A 15,771-nucleotide genomic window follows, 5' to 3' on the forward strand; every position below is an offset into this window, starting at 1 on the left:
GGAATCTCCTGAAATTTCGGGTTGCGCTGCCGCCTGATCGGAAGGCAGCCGCTTTATCTTAGCGTTGCCGGCGACCCTGCCGCAAAACGGTGATTCAGGAATCCAGTTCAATTGCGTGATGTGCGGTACGGTTCGTCCATGGGGATGAAGTCGTGCTCCTGCAGGGCTTCATCGATCCAGGCCTTGATGCCCGGCAGCGCGAGCAGCCGCGTGATGTAGGCGTCGACGACCGGCGGTACGGGCAGGGCGTAGGTGCGGATGCGGGTGGCCACGGGCGCGTAGTACGCGTCGGAGATGCCGAATGCACCAAAGAGCATCGGGCCGCCATGCGCAGCCAGCAGGCCGCTCCACATCTGCACGATGCGCTGCAGGTCGGCTGCCACGCCGGGTTCGTCGCGCATCAGGCGGGCGCCCACCTCGGGCAGGTGCGCCTCCAGGTTCATGCCGCAGTGGCTGCGCAGCGCGCCGAAGCCGGCATGCATCTCGGCGCAGACGCTGCGGGCACGGGCGCGCGCGGCCCGGTCCGCGGGCCACAACTGCTTGTCGGGAAAGCGCTCGGCCAGGTATTCGGCGATGGCCAGCGTGTCCCACACGGCCAGCTCGCCATCCACCAGCACCGGCACCTTCTGCACCGGACTCACGGCGGCGAGGGCGGTCTTGAACTGCGATTCGGCCTCGAAGGAGTCGAAGCGCACCATGACTTCCTCGAAGGGGATGCCGGCCTGCTTCATCAGCACCCAGGGGCGCATGGACCAGGAGGAGTAGTTCTTGTTGCCGATGTAGAGCTTCATGACGATGTTCCGCAGGTGCGACGCAGGGACGGGAGCGGCATGCTAGCGCCCTGCGGGCCCGCCGTTGATGCTGCTTTCGCGCGCCTTTGATGCCGGATGCGCGGATGCGACCTTGCCCGCGGTTCAGCGGGGCGGGGGCGGCGCGTCGTCGGGCCGGGTGATCAGGTGCGCCATCGCCTCGTCGCGCGGCGGGCCGCTGACGCGCTCGATCAGCGCCACCAGCCGCGGCACCAGCGCCAGCACCGCCAGCGCCAGCAGCGCGCTCAGGATGGCGGTCACCTCTCGGCCCAGCCCGCAGGCCATGCCGATGGCGGCCGTGAGCCAGAGTCCGGCCGCGGTGGTCAGGCCCTGCACATGGCCTTCGCCCTGGCCGTGCTTGAGGATGGTGCCGGCGCACAGGAAACCCACCCCGGCCACCAGGCCCTGGATCACGCGGCTCATGTCGGCGGGCACGATGCCGCTTTGCTGCGGCACCAGCACGAACAGCGCCGCGCCGATGGAGACCAGCATGTGCGTGCGCACGCCCGCCGCCTTGCCCTGGTGCTCGCGCTCGAAGCCGAGGATGAAGCCCAGCAGCGCCGCCAGCAGCAGCCGGATGCCGATGCGCACCAGCTGGGCCAGGTCGGGCACATCGGAGAACTCGGCGGCCACCACGTCGGTGACCGCGTCCCAGGCGGAATCGGCCATGCAGCGCGCAGCGGAGTCGAGGTCGCCGCAGTGTGGCGCCGGGCCGCGCCGGCCCGTGTAGGCCGGAAGCGGAAGTTGCGGCGCCGCCGGGGTGGCGGCCGCTCAGCGCGGCTTCAGGCGGCCGCGGAGGGCGCCGGCGCAGCGGGCTGGGCGGGCGCCGCGGGGGGTGCAGGGGCGGTGGCCGCCGCCGGCGGCGCCAGGCCCACCGTGTCCGGCAGCCGCGGGGCGCGGCCGTGCCAGCGGCGCACGGCGCGCTGGAAGAACAGGCTGTTGGGCACGCGCAGCGTGGTGCCGCCGGTGCTGGCGCCGCTTTCCTCCAGCGTGGTGAAGACCAGGTTGATGTCCAGCACCCGGCCCTTGAGGCCGGGCTTCTCGCCGTTTTCCAGCAGCTCCACGGTGTCGCCCGGCCAGAACATGCGCGTGGTGAAGATCAGGAGCGTGCAGAAGATGTTGGACAGCACGCTCCAGGCCGCGAAGAAGGCCACGGCGCCCACGGCCGCGAAGCCGGTGAAGGCGGTCCACAGCACGGTGCCCGACACGCCCAGGCGCTCCAGGCTCCACAGCAGCGCGCCACCGTAGATCAGGAAGCCCAGCGCGCGCCGCGTGATCATGGCCACGTCGCCCGGCAGGCCATAGCTTTGCGTCACGCGCAGGATCAGCCGGCGCAGAAGGCGGTACACGCCCCAGGCGACGAGCAGGATCAGCACCACCTGCGTGGCGGGAATGATGATCTCCAGCCACTCGATCATCCAGGGCGGCAGCTGGGCGCGCAGGTTCTGCAGGGTGCGGTTCATGGGGCGAAGAAAGCAGGTCGCCGTGTCGGGCCGGCACGGAGCGGGCGTGGTGGGCGTATCTGGCCGCGCCCGCCCGCTTCAGGGCGAAAGGGGGCCGGGAAAAAGCCGCTCACCGGCTGCTCAGGGCAGGTCCTTGTTCGGCTCCGGCTCGGCCGCGTTGCGCGGCCCCACGGTGCCCAGGCGGGCGCGCAGCGACTGCGGCTGGCCCGTGATGAGCGCCGCATAGTTGGTGGTGTTGGCCAGCACCTTCTTCACGTAGTCGCGCGTTTCGGCGAAGGGCACGTTCTCGGCCCAGATGGCGGCGTCCAACACCGGGCCGTTGCGCCAGGCGCGCGGGCGGCCCGGGCCGGCGTTGTAGGCGGCGGCGGCCAGGGGCATGGAGCCGTCGAAGTCGTCCAGCGCGAGCTTCAGGTAGGCGGTGCCGATGGTGATGTTGGTGTCGCGGTCGTTGATCTGGCTGGGCGTGAAGCCCGTGAGGCCGATCTTGTTGGCCGTCCAGCGCGCGGTGGCGGGCATGACCTGCATCAGGCCCGAGGCGCCCACGTGCGAGCGCGCGTCCATGATGAAGCGGCTTTCCTGCCGGATCAGGCCGTAGACATAGGCCGGGTCCAGGCCGATGGCGCGGCTCTTGGCGATCACCGCGTCGTGGAAGGGCATCGGGAAGCGCTGCTCGGCATGGATCACGCCCTTGGTGCGCTCGCTGGTGTTGATGCAGCGGTCCCAGACCTCGCGCTGGCAGGCCAGATCGGCCGCGGCCAGCAGCGCACGGTCGTCCATGCCGCCCGGGTCGTGCAGATTGGTGGCGTAGTTCCATTCGCGCACGCCTTCGCTGCGCAGGCCCATCGCGATGGCGTACAGCCCGCGCTGCAGCGAGGGGTTGGCGCGCGCGGCGGCGCGTTCCTCGGCCGTGAGCGGCGCGGGCGGCGTGGCGGCCTGCGCGAGCTGGCCCAGGTCTTCCAGCGCGAGCAGCTCGTAGAAGCCGCGCGTGCCGGCAATGCCCTGCAGCATCTCGCGCGCCTCTTCGCGGCGGCGCTCGCCGCCCTGCTGGTTCAGCGCGCGCGCCTTCCAGTAGATCCAGGCCGGGTCCTGCTTCGCCTCGTCGCTCATGGCGTCGTGGGCGGCGCTGACCTCCTTCCACTGGCCGGTGCGCAAGGCCGCGCGCACCTTCCAGGCCAGCATCTCGTCGCTCAGATCGGCGTTCTTCGTCACGTTCGCGAAGTAGCTGCCGGCCAGTGGCGAGAGCTTGCCGGCCGCCTGGCGGCCGATCGTGCCCCAGACCCAGTTGCGCTCCTCGGGCGTGAGCATCGGCCCCCACTTGCTGTCGAGCTGGCGTGCCGCGGCATCGGGGTCGGCCACGGCCATGCGGATCAGCGCGAAGACCACGATTTCCTTGCGCGCCCGGCTGGCCGCCGAGGCGCTGCCCAGCAGGAACTTGGTCGGGCTGGCGTTGGCCTGGTCGAAGGCGGCCAGCGCGTCGGGCGCCACCAGGTTCACCGCGGCGCGCGCGGCGCCGGGGCGGTTGGCTTCCATGGCCAGGCGGGCCTTGATCCAGGCGTCCTGCTCGCGCAGGGCGCGGCTGGCGATCAGGCGGTCGGCGGCCGTGAGGCAGCCGTCGTCCAGATCGCGCTGGGCGTGCCAGTTGCGGCGCACCACGGCGGCGCGCTCGGGCGCCACCTGGCCGGTGCGCAGCGCGTCCACCAGCACGGCGTAGCACTGCACCTCGCGGTCGTCGTTCATGCGGAAGGCCGGGTGCAGCTGCGCGAATTCGTCCCACTGCCGGCGCTGGCCCAGCAGCAGCAGCCAGTCGTTGCGCAGGCGGTCTTCCTGGTAGCTGCCGGCCCATCGCGCCAGGAAGGCCTGGACCTCGGCACTGCTGGCGTCCTGCAATCGGGCGCGCAGCTCCCAGTAGGCGGCCCACGGTTCCAGCGGATGGCCCGCGGCCTGCGGCAGCAGGGCCGCGAGCCGCGCCTTGTCGCCGCGCGTGAAGGCCTGCTTCATCTGCGTGATCACTTCGTCGCCCGCGCCTTGGGCATGAACGGGCAGCGCTGCCGGACTGGCGGCGAGCACGACGGTGGACAGGAGTGCGGCCAGATGGGGGCGGAGACCGCCGCGGCGGGGTGCCAAAATGCTTGGGAATCGCATCGAGGGATTATGGACAAAGCACACGGTGATGAACGCGCGGCAACGGCTTCCTTCCTCAAGGGACAATTGCGGGCAGCGCTGATCGAGCAGCGCCTGAACCTGCCCGACCGGCTGCAGCGGGCCGAAATGCTGCAGCGGGTGATGCGCATCTGGCTGGTGGGGCGGTCCGACACCGTGATCGGCGCCTACTGGCCCATCAAGGGGGAATTCGATCCGCTGCCGGCGCTGCACCGCTGGAAGGAAGACGGCGAGCTGCTGGCCGAGCCGCAGCGCCGCCGCATCGGGCTGCCGGTGGTCAACCGCGAGCACAAGACGCTGACCTTCCACGCCTGGTACCCGGGCTGCCCGATGGAGAACGACGCCTACGACATCCCCAAGCCCAAGGACACCGAGCTGATCGTGCCCACGCTGCTGTTCGTGCCCTGCCTGGGCTACAGCGCCGGCGGCTACCGGCTGGGCTATGGCGGCGGCTTCTACGACCGCACGCTCGCGGCGCTGGAGCCGCGGCCCTTCACCGTGGGGCTGGGCTTTGGCCAGGGCTTCATCGAGAACTTCGAGCCCGAGCCGCACGACCTGCCGTTGGACGCCATCCTCAACGACCACGGCGTGGTCTGGCCGGTGGGCTGATCGCCGGCCGGCGCACGGGCGCGCGCGGCCAGCGGCGCCTCAGGGCCGGATGCCCAGGCGGCGCAATCCGAGGTTGGCCACGAACAGCGGGCCCACGTAGAGGTATTGCAGGTCCTCGAAGAAGGAGGGCTTCTTGCCCTCGATGCGGTGGCCGATGAACTGGAAGATCCAGCCGACCACGAAGAGCGCCGCCGACACCGGCAGCACCCATTCGCCCAGCGCATGCACGATGGCCAGCAGCGCGGCCGTCCACAGCAGCATCACGCCCAGGAAGACCGGCGAGCGCAGCAGCGCGTAGTAGACGAGGCTGGCGGCAATGAAGGCGTAGGCGGCCCAGGGATGCAGGGCATGGAGCATGCCCACGATGCTCAGCATGATGGCCGGGATGGCCCCCACGTGGATCCGTTCGTTGGTCGGGTGGCGGTGGCTCTCGCCGTAGTGGGCCAGCAGGCGGTCCACGCGGCGGGCCGGGCCGGCGGCAGACCGGCCTTCCAGCGGGGCGGTTGGGGTGTCCATGCGCTTGTCTCCTTTCTCTTGTGGAATGCGCCACAGGCTACTCGTGGGGCGGGCCCTGTGCAATAGATCACCGGATCCCGCGCCCGTGCGTGCCTTGTCCATCAGCGCGCACCGAGTGAGAACTTTTTGTTTCTGCCTATTGACCGTGCGGGGCACACTTGCAGCCGCTGTCGCGGAGTTGCGGCCGGCCTTCGCAGGCCCTCCGGCACAGGCCATCAGGGAGCACGAAAAATGAACCAATTGATCGTGACCGGGCGTCACCGTGAACGCCAGACGATTGCGCTCAACCGCGCACGCATGACCATCGGCCGCGCCCAGGGCAGCGACCTGCTGCTGGACACGCCACTGGCCAGCCGCCTGCATGCGCTGCTGTCGGTGCGCGAGGACGGGGTGTACGTCAGCGACCTCGACAGCAGCAACGGCACCTACCTCAATGGCCGCAAGATCGATCGGGCGCAGCTGCGCCACCGCGACGTGATCCGCGTCGGCGACTGCGACATCCGCTACGTGGAGCATCAGGCCGAGGCGCGCGACCCGCAGGACGTGGTCACGGTGCGCTGAGCGTCCCGCCTTCTCTGTGGCCTCCGACCCGACAAGGGCCCGCTGCCTTCCGGCAGCGGGCCCTTGCGCTGGGGGCATTCGGCCTGGCCCGCGCGTGTTGCGCTGGGCGCGGTGCCTCAGCCGATCAGCGCCTGCGCGAATTCGCGCGCGCTGAAGGTTTCGAGGTCTTCGAGCTTCTCGCCCACGCCGATGAAGTAGACCGGCACCGGGCCGCCCTTGCGCTCGCTGCCCCAGCGCGCGATGGCGCACAGCACGCCGCCCTTGGCCGTGCCGTCCAGCTTGGTCACGACCAGGCCCGTCAGGCCCAGCGCCTCGTCGAAGGCCTGCACCTGGTTCAGCGCGTTCTGGCCCGTGTTGCCGTCGATCACCAGCAGCACTTCATGCGGCGCCGTGGCATCCGCCTTGGTCACCACGCGCTTGATCTTCCTGAGTTCGTCCATCAGGTGCAGCTGCGTGGGCAGGCGGCCGGCCGTGTCGACCAGCACCACGTCCTTGCCGCGGGCGCGGCCGGCGTTCACGGCGTCGAAGCTCACGGCGCCCGGATCGCCGCCTTCTTGGCTCACGATCTCCACCAGGTTGCGGTCGGCCCAGACGGCCAGCTGCTCGCGCGCAGCGGCGCGGAAGGTGTCGGCCGCGGCCAGCAGCACGGTGCAGTTCGCCTGCGCCAGGTGCTTGGTCAGCTTGCCGATGGAGGTGGTCTTGCCCGCCCCGTTGACGCCCGCGACCATGATCACGGTGGGTGTGTGCCGGCCCACGGTCAGCGGCTTTTCCAGCGGCTGGAGCACTGCGGCCACCGACTCGACCAGCTGCGCGCGCACGGCGGCCGGCGTGGTGGCACTGGTGCGCCAGACGCGGTCTTTCAGGTCCTGCAGGATGTGGGTGGTGGCCGGAATGCCCGTGTCGGCCATCAGCAGCGCGTCTTCCAGCTCTTCGTACAGCGCGTCGTCGATCTGCGCGTTCACGAACACGGCCTGGATGCCGCTGCCGGTCTTCTTGAGCCCCGACTTGAGCCGGTCCATCCAGCCCTGGCGTTCGGTGCTGGCGACCGGTGCCGGGGCCGCCGCGCGCGCGGCAGCCGCAACAGGCGAAGGCAGCGGGGCGGGGACCGGGCCGGGGCCGGGGCGGCGCGTCCGTCACCGCGGCCGGGGCGGATGCCTCGGCCGGCGCGGCGTCGGCAGGCGGCGGCGCTTTTTTCTTGAAGAAGCTGAACATTCGGGCGTTTCTAGAATCCACGGGATTCTATGAAACACCCCTCGCCACGCCCTTCGGTGGCCGGCGTGGCAAGGCAGGCGGCGCTCGGCGCGGCCCTGGCCTTGGCCGCTCCGGCTTTGCTGGCCCAGGCGCCCGCAGCCCCGTCTTCCTCTTCGGCCGCCCCCGCGGCCGCCTCGCGGCCGGTCTGGTCGCCGCCGCAGCAGTTCACGCTGGCCAACGGCATGACGCTGATCGTGCAGCCCGACCGGCGCGCGCCCACCGCGGTGCAGATGCTGTGGGTGCGCGTGGGCTCGATGGACGAGGTGGACGGCACCACCGGCGTGGCCCATGTGTTGGAGCACATGATGTTCAAGGGCACGCCCTCGCTCAAGCCCGGCGAGTTCTCGCGCCGCGTGGCGGCGCTGGGCGGGCGCGAGAACGCCTTCACCTCGCGCGACATGACCGGCTACCACCAGCAGATCCCGGTCGAGCGGCTGGAAGAGATGATGAAGCTGGAGGCCGACCGCTTCGCCAACAGCCAGTGGCCCGACGAGGAATTCAGGCGCGAGATCGAGGTGGTCAAGGAAGAGCGCCGCATGCGCACCGAAGACCAGCCCCGCGCGCTGCTCGGCGAGCAGCAGAACGCCGTGACCTTCGTCGCCTCGCCCTACCGCCGCCCGGTGGTGGGCTGGATGAGCGACCTGGAGGCCATGACGCCGCAGGATGCGCGTGATTTTTTCCAGCGCTGGTACGTGCCGGCCAATGCGGCGCTGGTGATCGCGGGCGACGTGGACGTGGAACACGTGCGCGCGCTGGCCGAACGGCATTACGGCCGCATCCCGGCGCGTGCCGTGCCCGCGCGCAAGCCGCAGATCGAACCCGAGCAGCGCGGCCTGCGCCGGCTGGCCTTCAAAGCGCCGGCCGAGCAGGCGTACGTGTCGCTCGCCTTCCGCGTGCCGCAGATCGACCCGCAGAATCTGGATACGCCGACCGACGCCTGGGCGCTGCTGGTGCTGTCGGCCGTGCTCGACGGCTACACCGGCGCACGGCTTTCGCGCGCGCTCACGCAGGGGCCCGACCGCGTGGCCGACAGCGTGAGCGCCTGGTACGGGCTGGTGGGCCGCGGCCCGCAGCTCTTCGGCCTGAGCGGCGTGCCTGCCGCGGGCAAAACCCCCGAAGCCGTGGAAGCTGCGCTGCGCGCGCAGGTGGCGCGCATCGCGCAGGACGGCGTGGGCGAGGCCGAGCTGGCGCGCGTGAAGACCCAGTGGGTGGCCAGCGAAACCTACAAGCGCGATTCCGTCATGGCGCAGGCGCGCGAACTCGGCAGCAACTGGATCCAGGGCCTGCCGCTGGACGCCAGCGAACGCATGATCGAAAAGCTGCGCGCCGTGACGGCCGCGCAGGTGCAGGCCGTGGCCGCCAAGTACTTTGGCGACGACCAGTTGACCGTGGCCACGCTGTGGCCCCAACCCGTGGACCCGAAGGCTGCGCGCGGGCGCGGCTTTGCGGCTCCCGCTGGTGGAGAGATGCAATGAGCGCGCGGCAGTCTTTCCGCATGACGGGCGCCCGCGCCTTGCTGGGCGCTTGGGCGCTGGCCTGCGCTGCCGTGGCGCAGGCGGCGGTGCCCATCGAGCACTGGCAGCTGCCCAATGGCGCCAAGGTGTACCTGGCGGCCACCGACGCACTGCCCATCGTCGACGTGCAGATCGACTTCGATGCCGGCAGCCGGCGCGACCCCGCCGCGCAGACCGGCCTGGCTGGGGTGACAGCCGGCATGGTGGAGAAGGGGGTGATGGCGCGCGAGTGCCCGACGCCGGGCCGCCCCCAGGCGGGCACCGCCCCCTCGGGGGGCAGCGAACCACGCGAAGCGGGGAGTGTGGGGGCTTGTGTCAGCGAGCCGGCGCTGGATGAGAACCAGCTCGGCGAAGCCTGGGCCGACCTGGGCGCCGACTTCGGCGTGGGCGCCAGCAGCGACCGCATGAGCTTCACCCTGCGCACCTTGTCCGAGCCCGCGCTGCTGGACCGCGCGGTGGCGCTGGCGGCACGCCAGATCGGCGAGCCGGCCTTCCCCGACGAGGTGTGGACGCGCGAGCGCCAGCGCCTGACGGCCGCGCTGCGCGAATCGCTGACCCGGCCCGGCCCGCAGGCCGGCCGCGCCTTCAACCGCCTGGTGTACGGCGGCCATGCCTACGGCGCCGAGGCGACCGAGGCCACGCTGGCGGCCATCGACACCGCGGCGATGCGCGCGCGCCATGCGCAGACCATCGTCCCTTGCCGCGCCAAGCTCAGCATCGTGGGCGCCGTCACGCGCGCGCAGGCCGAGCAGATCGCGAGCCGGCTGCTGGCGCGCCTGCCCCAGCAGGCCTGCCCGGCGCTGCCGCCGGTGGCCGAGGTGCCCGCGCTGGCGAAAGCGCAGGAGGAGCACATTCCCTTCGAGTCGGCCCAGGCCCATGTGTGGATCGGCCAGCCGGGCTATCCGCGCAACGATCCGCGGCATTTCGCGCTCACGCTGGGCAACTACATCCTGGGCGGCGGCGGCTTCGTGTCGCGCCTGACCGAAGAGGTGCGCGAGAAGCGCGGCCTGGCCTACAGCGTGTACAGCACCTTCTCGCCGGGCCTGCATGCGGGCGCCTTCCGCATCGGCTTCCAGACCCGGCCCGACCAGGCCACGCAGGCGGTGCAGGTGGCGCGCGAGGTGCTGCAGAAGTTCGTCGCCGACGGCCCGACCGAGGCCGAGCTGCAGGCGGCCAAGGACAACCTCATCGGCGGCTTTCCGCTGCTGCTGGACAGCAATGCGAAGCTGCTATCCAACGTGGCCAACATCGCCTGGAACGACCTGCCGCTGGACTACCTGGACACCTGGACGGCGAAGATGAACGCCGTGACGGTGGCGCAGGTGCGCGAGGCCATGCGGGCCGTGCTGCAGCCCGAACGCATGGTCACCGTGGTGGTGGGCGGCCGCTGAAGGCCGACCAGTCCGCGCGCGGCGTCCTCCGCGCGGAACGCGCGCGGTCCTACGCCCGCTGACGCGCGCCAGCGGCTGCGCGCGGGTCGCGCCGGGCCCAAGCTTCAGCCCATTCCGTGGCGCAGCGCAGGCGTCGCTGCCCTCTGGCCGGTTCGCCGCTGCCAGGGCCGGCCCGCCGCGCGGGCGACGGGGCGCCGCCGCCTTCGCGGCCTCCCGCCGCCCGGCGATGCGCCGCTTTTCCAAGGAGCCCCGCATGACCTCCCGTCCATGCCCATTCCATCCGCTGCCGCTGGCCGCCGGCTTCGTGGCCCTCGCGCTGCTCGGCGGCTGCGACCGGCCGGCCGAGGCGCCGGCCGCCAGCGCGCCGCCGGCCGCCCAGCCGGCGCCCGCCACACCCGGCGAGAAGCTCGACGATGCCATCGCGCGCACGCAGGAAGCCGCCCGGAAGGCGCGTGATATCGCCGCCTCCACCGCGGCGGACGTGCGCGCCGAGGCTGGCCCCACCGCCGCGCGCGCCGGCGAGGCGCTGAAGGAAGCCGGCGCCGATGCCCAGGCCGCGCTGAAGACGGCTGGCAGCGCGATCGGCCGGCAGGTGGACGACGCGAGCCTCACGGCCGCCGTGTCGGCGCAGCTGGCCAAGGACCCGGAACTCAGTGCCCTGCGCATCGACGTGGACACGAAGGGCGGCGTCGTCACCCTGAACGGCGCGGCACCCAGCGAAGCGGCCAAGGCGCGCGCCGGGCAGGTGGCGAAGGCAGTGGCGGGGGTCACGGGCGTGGACAACAGGCTGCAGGTGCGGCCGTCCTGACGAGCGCGCGCTGCCGAGCCCTCGGGACGGCCGATCCTGCGCAGCCATCTTTCGCAAGATGGCACGGCCGCCGGCCCGCCCGATGGTTCGTTGCTGCCGATGCGAACCCGTGCTTCAGTGCAGCGCGGCGCGTGCGCCCGCCAGCACGGCGCTCGTCAGCCCTTCCAGCAAGGAGGACGCGGCGCGCGCATGCTGCCAGTACAGGCGCACGTCCAGCGTCGCGCCCGACACCAGTTCCACCAGCGCGCCGCTGTCCAGCAGCGGCCGCACCAGCGCCTCGGGCTGCATGCCCCAGCCCATGCCGGCCAGCGAGGCCTCGATGAAGGCCTGCGTGGACGGCAGCGCATGCCGCGGCAGCTCCACCGCGCGGCGGCACTGGCGGCGCACCCAGCGCGCCTGCAGCTGGTCCTTGCGGTCGAAGATCAGGCTGGGTGCCTCGGCCAGGGTGCGCGCGTTCACGCCGTCGGCCGAAAAGTGCCGGGCCACGAAGGCCGGGCTGGCCGTGGCCACATAGCGCATCGCGCCCAGCGGGCGGCTGTTGCAGCCGGCGGCCGGCGCGGCCATCGCCGTCACGGCGGCCAGCACGGCGCCGCTGCGCAGGCGCTCGGCCGTGTGGTCCTGGTCGTCCACCGCCACCTCCAGCAGCACCGGTGCTTCGGCCGCGAAGCGGGCGGCGGCTGGCGCGAACCAGGTGGCCAGGCTGTCGGCGTTGACGGCCACCGGCAGCGTCACGCGCCGCAGCCGGGGCGCCAGCGGGTCGACCGCCGCGACGGGCAGCACTTCGCGCAGCTCGTGCTCCATCAGCCGCACCTGGTCCACGTGCCGGCACAGGCGCTGCCCGACCTCGGTGGCGTGGCAGGGCTGGCCGCGCACCACCAGCGCGCAGCCCACGCGCTCTTCCAGCTGGCGGATGCGCTGCGAGACGGCCGAGGGCGTGACGTGGAGCGCGCGGGCGGCACGCTCGAAGCTGCCCTCGCGCACCACGGCGGCAAGGGCGGAAAGGGCGGCGTAGTCGAGCATGGGTAGATTAGGAAAACTGAATCGGCATTAGCCGATTCAGTTTGTCTGAACCGCTCGCAGCCCGCAACATGCGGGCATGTCGCACGCTTTCGATCTCGCTTTCACCCAGGGCTTTGCGCTGAGCCTGGGCCTCACGGTGGCCATTGGCGCGCAGAACGCCTTCGTGCTGCGCCAGGGGCTGCGGCGCGAGCACGTGCCGGCCATCGTGCTGTTCTGCGTGGCCATGGATGCGGTGCTGGTCGCCGCCGGCGTAGGCGGCATGGGCCGCGTGCTGGCCGGGCACCCGGGGGTGGCGCGAGCGCTGGCCGGCGCGGGGGCTGCCTTCCTGGCCGGCTACGGCCTGTGCGCGCTGTGGCGCGCGCGCCGGCCCGCCGCCGGGCTGGTGGGCGCCGGCGCGGGCGCGGCAGGCCTGTCGCGCCCGGCCGCGCTGGCGCAGGCCGCGGCCTTCACGCTGCTCAACCCGCACGTGTACGTGGACACGCTGCTGCTGGTGGGCAGCGTGGGGGCGCAGCAGGTGGGCGCCGCGCGCGCGGCCTTCGTCGCCGGCTCCGTGCTGGCCAGCGCCCTGTGGTTCACGACGCTGGGCTTCGGGGCGCGCTGGCTGGCGCCGCTGTTCGCGCGGCCACGCGCCTGGCAATGGCTGGACGCGGGCGTCGGCCTGGGCATGCTGGCCCTGGGCGCCGGCGTGGCGCGGCAGGCCTGGGGCGGCTGACGGCGGGCGTTAAGCTCGGTCCATGCCCCGCAAGCCTGTCCGCGCCCCCACCTCCGCCGCTGCCGCCGCCCGCACCGCCCCGCACGAGGTGCGCATCATCGGCGGCCAGTGGCGGCGCAGCCGCCTGCCCGTGGCCGACCGCCCGGGTCTGCGGCCCACGCCCGACCGGGTGCGCGAAACGCTTTTCAACTGGCTGGCCAGCCGCGCCGGCGCCGGCGGCGGCGAGCTGCCGGGCTGGCATTGCCTGGACCTGTTCGCGGGCACCGGTGCGCTGGGCTTCGAGGCCGCCTCGCGCGGTGCGGCCTCGGTGCTGCTGTGCGAGCACGAGCCGTCGCTGGTCGCGCAGCTGAAGGCCACGCGCGAGCGCCTGGGCGCCGAGGCGGTGCAGGTGCAGCGCGGGGACGGCGTGGCGCAGCTCGAACGGGCCGCGCCGGCCAGCCTGCATGTGGTCTTCGTCGATCCGCCCTTCGATCAACTGGCGCTCTACCAGCGCGCATTGCGGGCCGTGAAGCCGGCGCTGCGGCCCGAAGGCGTGGTCTACCTGGAGTCGGACCGCGCGTGGGACGAAGAGGCCCTGGCGCCCCATGGCCTGCAGGTGCTGCGCCACCTGCGCGCGGGCGCCGTGCACGCGCATCTGCTGGCGCCCCTGCCGGCCGCCTGAACGGCCGGGACTGCGGCGCTGCAGCATGGCGTACATAATGCGCCGGCAAGAGACACCCCGGCCCCCAGAGGAGGACTCCCCATGACAGCCGATGTGATCGCGGTCTATCCCGGCACCTTCGATCCCATGACGCTCGGCCACGAAGACGTGGTCCGGCGCGCCACCCAGTTGTTCTCGCATGTCATCGTCGCGGTGGCCGCGGGGCACCACAAGAAGGCGCTGTTCTCGCTGCAGGAGCGCATCGACATGGCGCGGGAGGTGGTCAAGCCCTATGGCGACCGCGTGGTGGTCGAGAGCTTCTCGGGCCTGCTGCGCGACTTCGTCGTCGCGCGCGGCGGCAAGGCCATGGTGCGCGGCCTGCGCGCCGTGACCGACTTCGACTACGAGTTCCAGCTCGCGGGCATGAACCGTTCGCTGATGCCCGAGGTGGAGACGGTCTTCCTCACGCCCAGCGACAAGTACCAGTTCATCTCCAGCACCTTCGTGCGCGAGATCGCGATGCTGGGCGGCGAGGTCGACAAGTTCGTCTCGCCCTACGTGCAGCAGCAGCTGGCCGCCAAGGTGGCCAGCCTCGGCAGAAGCTGATCCGCCCAGCACCGCGCATGGCAGACCTGCCGCGCCTGCACGCCCTGGGCGACGCGGCATTGCTGTGCGAGCTGCCGCCGCCCGCCACGCTGGCCGTGCAGCGGCGCCTGTGGGCGCTGGCGCGCGAGGCCGGCGCCTGGCCCGGCGTCGGCGAGGTGCTGCCGGGCATGAACAACCTCACCTTGCTGTTCGACCCCGAGCAGGTGGACGCTGCCGTGCTGGCGCAGCGCGTGCGGGCCCGGTGGCCCGAACTGGCCGCGGCCCCGGGCGCCGATGCGCGCACGGTCGAAGTGCCGGTGGACTACGGCGGCGAGCACGGCCCCGACCTGCATGACGTGGCGCGCCACACGGGCTTGTCGCCGGCCGAAGTCGTGAAGCGCCACAGCGCGGGCGAGTACGTGGTCTACCTGCTGGGCTTCCTGCCCGGCTTCGCCTTCATGGGGGGCCTGGCGCCCGAACTGGCCACGCCGCGTCGCAGCGAGCCGCGCACGGCCGTGCCGGCGGGCTCGGTGGGCATCGGCGGTGCGCAGACCGGCATCTATCCCTCGCCGTCGCCCGGCGGCTGGCAGCTCATCGGCCGCACGCCGCTGCAGCTCTTCGATCCGCAGGCCGCCTCGCCCACGCTGCTGCGGCCCGGCGACCAGGTGCGCTTCGTGGCGCAGAGCATCACGCTGTGAACGCGAAGGCGCAGGCCCCCGTGCTCACCCTGCTCAGGCCCGGCTTGCTCGCCTCCGTGCAGGACCTGGGGCGCCCCGGCCATCGGCAGCTGGGCGTGTGCCCGGGCGGCGCGCTCGACACGCTGGGCCTGACGCTGGCCAACCGCCTGGTGGGCAACCCGGCCGGGGCCGCCGGGCTGGAGCTGACGATGGGCGGCTGCGCGCTGCGCTTCGAACAGGACACGCGCATCGCCCTGGCCGGCGACGATTTCGACGCGCGGCTCGACGGCGCGCCCGTGCATCCGCTGTGGAGCCTGCCCGTGCGCGCCGGCCAGACCCTGGTGCTGGGCGGTGCCAACCGGCGGCGCGACAAGGCCGGCGTGCGCAGTTGGCTGGCCGTGGCCGGCGGCATCGACGTGCCGCTGCGGCTGGGCTCGCGCAGCACCGACCTCAAGGCCGGTTTCGGCGGGCTCGAAGGGCGGGCGCTGCGCAAGGGCGACGCATTGGCCGTGGGGCCCGTGGTGCTGAGCGAGGCCCAGCGCGCGAGCGCGCCTTTCGGCGTGCGCGGCCCCGAAGCCTGGGAGGCGCCTGCGCCGGCCGGCGCGACCGCGAACACGACCGTCCTGCGCGTGCTGCCCGGCCCCGAAGCCCACCAGTTCGACGACGCCGTGCGTGCGCAATTCCATGCCGCGCCGTGGCGCATCACGCCGCAGAGCAACCGCATGGGCAGCCGGCTCGAGGGCCCGGCGCTGGTGCGGCGCGAAAGCGGCGACATGCTGTCCTCGGCCGTGATTCCGGGCACGGTGCAGGTGCCGCCTTCGGGCCAGCCCATCATCCTGATGGGCGATGCGCAGACCACGGGCGGCTACCCGCGCATCGCGGTCGTGATCCGCGCCGACCTGTGGAAGCTGGCCCAGGCGCCGCTGGGCGGGCGGCTGCGGCTGGTGGCGGTCGATACGGCACAGGCGTTGGCAGCCTGGCAACGGCAGCGCCGGTACCTGGCGCAGATCGAAGCGGCGCTGGCGCTGCGCGACTGGCCCTTGGCCTGAGCGCCG

General features: G+C 72.5%; 16 protein-coding genes and 1 pseudogene. 10 read left to right on the forward strand and 7 right to left on the reverse strand.

Annotated elements, in window-relative coordinates; translation table 11 throughout:
- Positions 1–107: 107 nt before the first annotated feature.
- The 4 genes from LG388_RS01430 to LG388_RS01445 all read right to left on the reverse strand — a co-directional run bounded on the left by LG388_RS01430 (position 108) and on the right by LG388_RS01445 (position 4,414).
- Positions 108–791 (reverse strand): glutathione S-transferase family protein, encoded by a 684-nt coding sequence (locus LG388_RS01430; RefSeq protein WP_225781071.1) that lies wholly within the window; start codon positions 789–791, stop codon positions 108–110.
- A 123-nt stretch (positions 792–914) separates the two neighbouring features.
- Positions 915–1,478: an MgtC/SapB family protein gene (locus tag LG388_RS01435; RefSeq protein ID WP_225781072.1), complete on the reverse strand. Its 564-nt coding sequence runs from the start codon at positions 1,476–1,478 to the stop codon at positions 915–917.
- Positions 1,479–1,591: 113 nt separating this feature from the next.
- Positions 1,592–2,272: a mechanosensitive ion channel domain-containing protein gene (locus LG388_RS01440; protein WP_225781073.1), complete on the reverse strand. Its 681-nt coding sequence runs from the start codon at positions 2,270–2,272 to the stop codon at positions 1,592–1,594.
- A gap of 120 nt (positions 2,273–2,392) precedes the next feature.
- Entirely contained in the window at positions 2,393–4,414 is a 2,022-nt protein-coding gene (locus LG388_RS01445) for a lytic transglycosylase domain-containing protein (protein ID WP_225781074.1), read from the reverse strand.
- A gap of 9 nt (positions 4,415–4,423) precedes the next feature.
- Here LG388_RS01445 and LG388_RS01450 point away from each other — a divergent pair, with 9 nt between their 5' ends.
- On the forward strand, positions 4,424–5,041 hold the full coding sequence (locus tag LG388_RS01450; protein ID WP_225781075.1) for a 5-formyltetrahydrofolate cyclo-ligase: 618 nt from the start codon (positions 4,424–4,426) through the stop codon (positions 5,039–5,041).
- A 39-nt stretch (positions 5,042–5,080) separates the two neighbouring features.
- Here LG388_RS01450 and LG388_RS01455 read toward each other — a convergent pair whose 3' ends face one another.
- Positions 5,081–5,557: a DUF962 domain-containing protein gene (locus tag LG388_RS01455; RefSeq protein WP_225781076.1), complete on the reverse strand. Its 477-nt coding sequence runs from the start codon at positions 5,555–5,557 to the stop codon at positions 5,081–5,083.
- 231 nt (positions 5,558–5,788) lie between these two features.
- Here LG388_RS01455 and LG388_RS01460 point away from each other — a divergent pair, with 231 nt between their 5' ends.
- The gene (locus LG388_RS01460) at positions 5,789–6,118 is read left to right on the forward strand and encodes an FHA domain-containing protein (protein ID WP_225781077.1); all 330 of its coding nucleotides are present in this window, start codon (positions 5,789–5,791) and stop codon (positions 6,116–6,118) included.
- A gap of 116 nt (positions 6,119–6,234) precedes the next feature.
- Here LG388_RS01460 and ftsY read toward each other — a convergent pair.
- Positions 6,235–7,330, reverse strand: a pseudogene (gene ftsY, locus LG388_RS01465) (signal recognition particle-docking protein FtsY).
- A 29-nt stretch (positions 7,331–7,359) separates the two neighbouring features.
- On the opposite strand from ftsY, the gene LG388_RS01470 reads away from it, so the two are divergent.
- The 3 genes from LG388_RS01470 to LG388_RS01480 all read left to right on the forward strand — a co-directional run bounded on the left by LG388_RS01470 (position 7,360) and on the right by LG388_RS01480 (position 11,082).
- Positions 7,360–8,844, forward strand: coding sequence for a pitrilysin family protein (locus LG388_RS01470; RefSeq protein ID WP_225781079.1), 1,485 nt, complete (start codon positions 7,360–7,362; stop codon positions 8,842–8,844).
- Between the two features lie 20 nt (positions 8,845–8,864).
- Positions 8,865–10,274, forward strand: coding sequence for a pitrilysin family protein (locus tag LG388_RS01475; protein ID WP_225781080.1), 1,410 nt, complete (start codon positions 8,865–8,867; stop codon positions 10,272–10,274).
- A gap of 253 nt (positions 10,275–10,527) precedes the next feature.
- Positions 10,528–11,082: a BON domain-containing protein gene (locus LG388_RS01480; protein WP_225781081.1), complete on the forward strand. Its 555-nt coding sequence runs from the start codon at positions 10,528–10,530 to the stop codon at positions 11,080–11,082.
- Positions 11,083–11,196: 114 nt separating this feature from the next.
- On the opposite strand, the gene LG388_RS01485 is transcribed toward LG388_RS01480, so the two are convergent.
- On the reverse strand, positions 11,197–12,102 hold the full coding sequence (locus LG388_RS01485; RefSeq protein WP_225781082.1) for a LysR family transcriptional regulator ArgP: 906 nt from the start codon (positions 12,100–12,102) through the stop codon (positions 11,197–11,199).
- A gap of 76 nt (positions 12,103–12,178) precedes the next feature.
- Here LG388_RS01485 and LG388_RS01490 point away from each other — a divergent pair, with 76 nt between their 5' ends.
- From LG388_RS01490 to LG388_RS01510, 5 genes are all read left to right on the forward strand, one after another.
- Entirely contained in the window at positions 12,179–12,814 is a 636-nt protein-coding gene (locus LG388_RS01490) for a LysE/ArgO family amino acid transporter (RefSeq protein WP_225781083.1), read from the forward strand.
- A 22-nt stretch (positions 12,815–12,836) separates the two neighbouring features.
- Positions 12,837–13,475, forward strand: a complete 639-nt coding sequence (gene rsmD, locus LG388_RS01495) for a 16S rRNA (guanine(966)-N(2))-methyltransferase RsmD (RefSeq protein WP_225781084.1) — start codon at positions 12,837–12,839, stop codon at positions 13,473–13,475.
- Between the two features lie 81 nt (positions 13,476–13,556).
- Entirely contained in the window at positions 13,557–14,060 is a 504-nt protein-coding gene (gene coaD / locus LG388_RS01500; protein ID WP_225781085.1) for a pantetheine-phosphate adenylyltransferase, read from the forward strand.
- 17 nt (positions 14,061–14,077) lie between these two features.
- Complete coding sequence (gene pxpB, locus LG388_RS01505; protein ID WP_225781086.1) at positions 14,078–14,737, forward strand: 5-oxoprolinase subunit PxpB; 660 nt, start codon at positions 14,078–14,080, stop codon at positions 14,735–14,737.
- A 20-nt stretch (positions 14,738–14,757) separates the two neighbouring features.
- Positions 14,758–15,765: a biotin-dependent carboxyltransferase family protein gene (locus LG388_RS01510; RefSeq protein WP_225781087.1), complete on the forward strand. Its 1,008-nt coding sequence runs from the start codon at positions 14,758–14,760 to the stop codon at positions 15,763–15,765.
- Positions 15,766–15,771 lie beyond the last annotated feature (6 nt).

The sequence above is a fragment of the Xenophilus sp. Marseille-Q4582 genome, assembly GCF_916700565.1.
Taxonomy (GTDB): domain Bacteria; phylum Pseudomonadota; class Gammaproteobacteria; order Burkholderiales; family Burkholderiaceae_C; genus Xenophilus.

Bases quoted from the DNA above. Each gene is read 5' to 3' on its own strand.
- rsmD (WP_225781084.1), top strand. From the start codon at position 12,837: ATGCCCCGCAAGCCTGTCCGCGCCCCCACCTCCGCCGCTGCCGCCGCC.
- LG388_RS01490 (WP_225781083.1), top strand. From the start codon at position 12,179: ATGTCGCACGCTTTCGATCTCGCTTTCACCCAGGGCTTTGCGCTGAGC.
- LG388_RS01450 (WP_225781075.1), top strand. From the start codon at position 4,424: ATGGACAAAGCACACGGTGATGAACGCGCGGCAACGGCTTCCTTCCTC.
- LG388_RS01435 (WP_225781072.1), bottom strand. From the start codon at position 1,478: ATGGCCGATTCCGCCTGGGACGCGGTCACCGACGTGGTGGCCGCCGAG.
- LG388_RS01440 (WP_225781073.1), bottom strand. From the start codon at position 2,272: ATGAACCGCACCCTGCAGAACCTGCGCGCCCAGCTGCCGCCCTGGATG.
- LG388_RS01480 (WP_225781081.1), top strand. From the start codon at position 10,528: ATGACCTCCCGTCCATGCCCATTCCATCCGCTGCCGCTGGCCGCCGGC.
- coaD (WP_225781085.1), top strand. From the start codon at position 13,557: ATGACAGCCGATGTGATCGCGGTCTATCCCGGCACCTTCGATCCCATG.
- LG388_RS01455 (WP_225781076.1), bottom strand. From the start codon at position 5,557: ATGGACACCCCAACCGCCCCGCTGGAAGGCCGGTCTGCCGCCGGCCCG.
- LG388_RS01430 (WP_225781071.1), bottom strand. From the start codon at position 791: ATGAAGCTCTACATCGGCAACAAGAACTACTCCTCCTGGTCCATGCGC.
- LG388_RS01445 (WP_225781074.1), bottom strand. From the start codon at position 4,414: ATGCGATTCCCAAGCATTTTGGCACCCCGCCGCGGCGGTCTCCGCCCC.
- LG388_RS01470 (WP_225781079.1), top strand. From the start codon at position 7,360: ATGAAACACCCCTCGCCACGCCCTTCGGTGGCCGGCGTGGCAAGGCAG.
- LG388_RS01475 (WP_225781080.1), top strand. From the start codon at position 8,865: ATGACGGGCGCCCGCGCCTTGCTGGGCGCTTGGGCGCTGGCCTGCGCT.
- LG388_RS01460 (WP_225781077.1), top strand. From the start codon at position 5,789: ATGAACCAATTGATCGTGACCGGGCGTCACCGTGAACGCCAGACGATT.
- LG388_RS01485 (WP_225781082.1), bottom strand. From the start codon at position 12,102: ATGCTCGACTACGCCGCCCTTTCCGCCCTTGCCGCCGTGGTGCGCGAG.
- pxpB (WP_225781086.1), top strand. From the start codon at position 14,078: ATGGCAGACCTGCCGCGCCTGCACGCCCTGGGCGACGCGGCATTGCTG.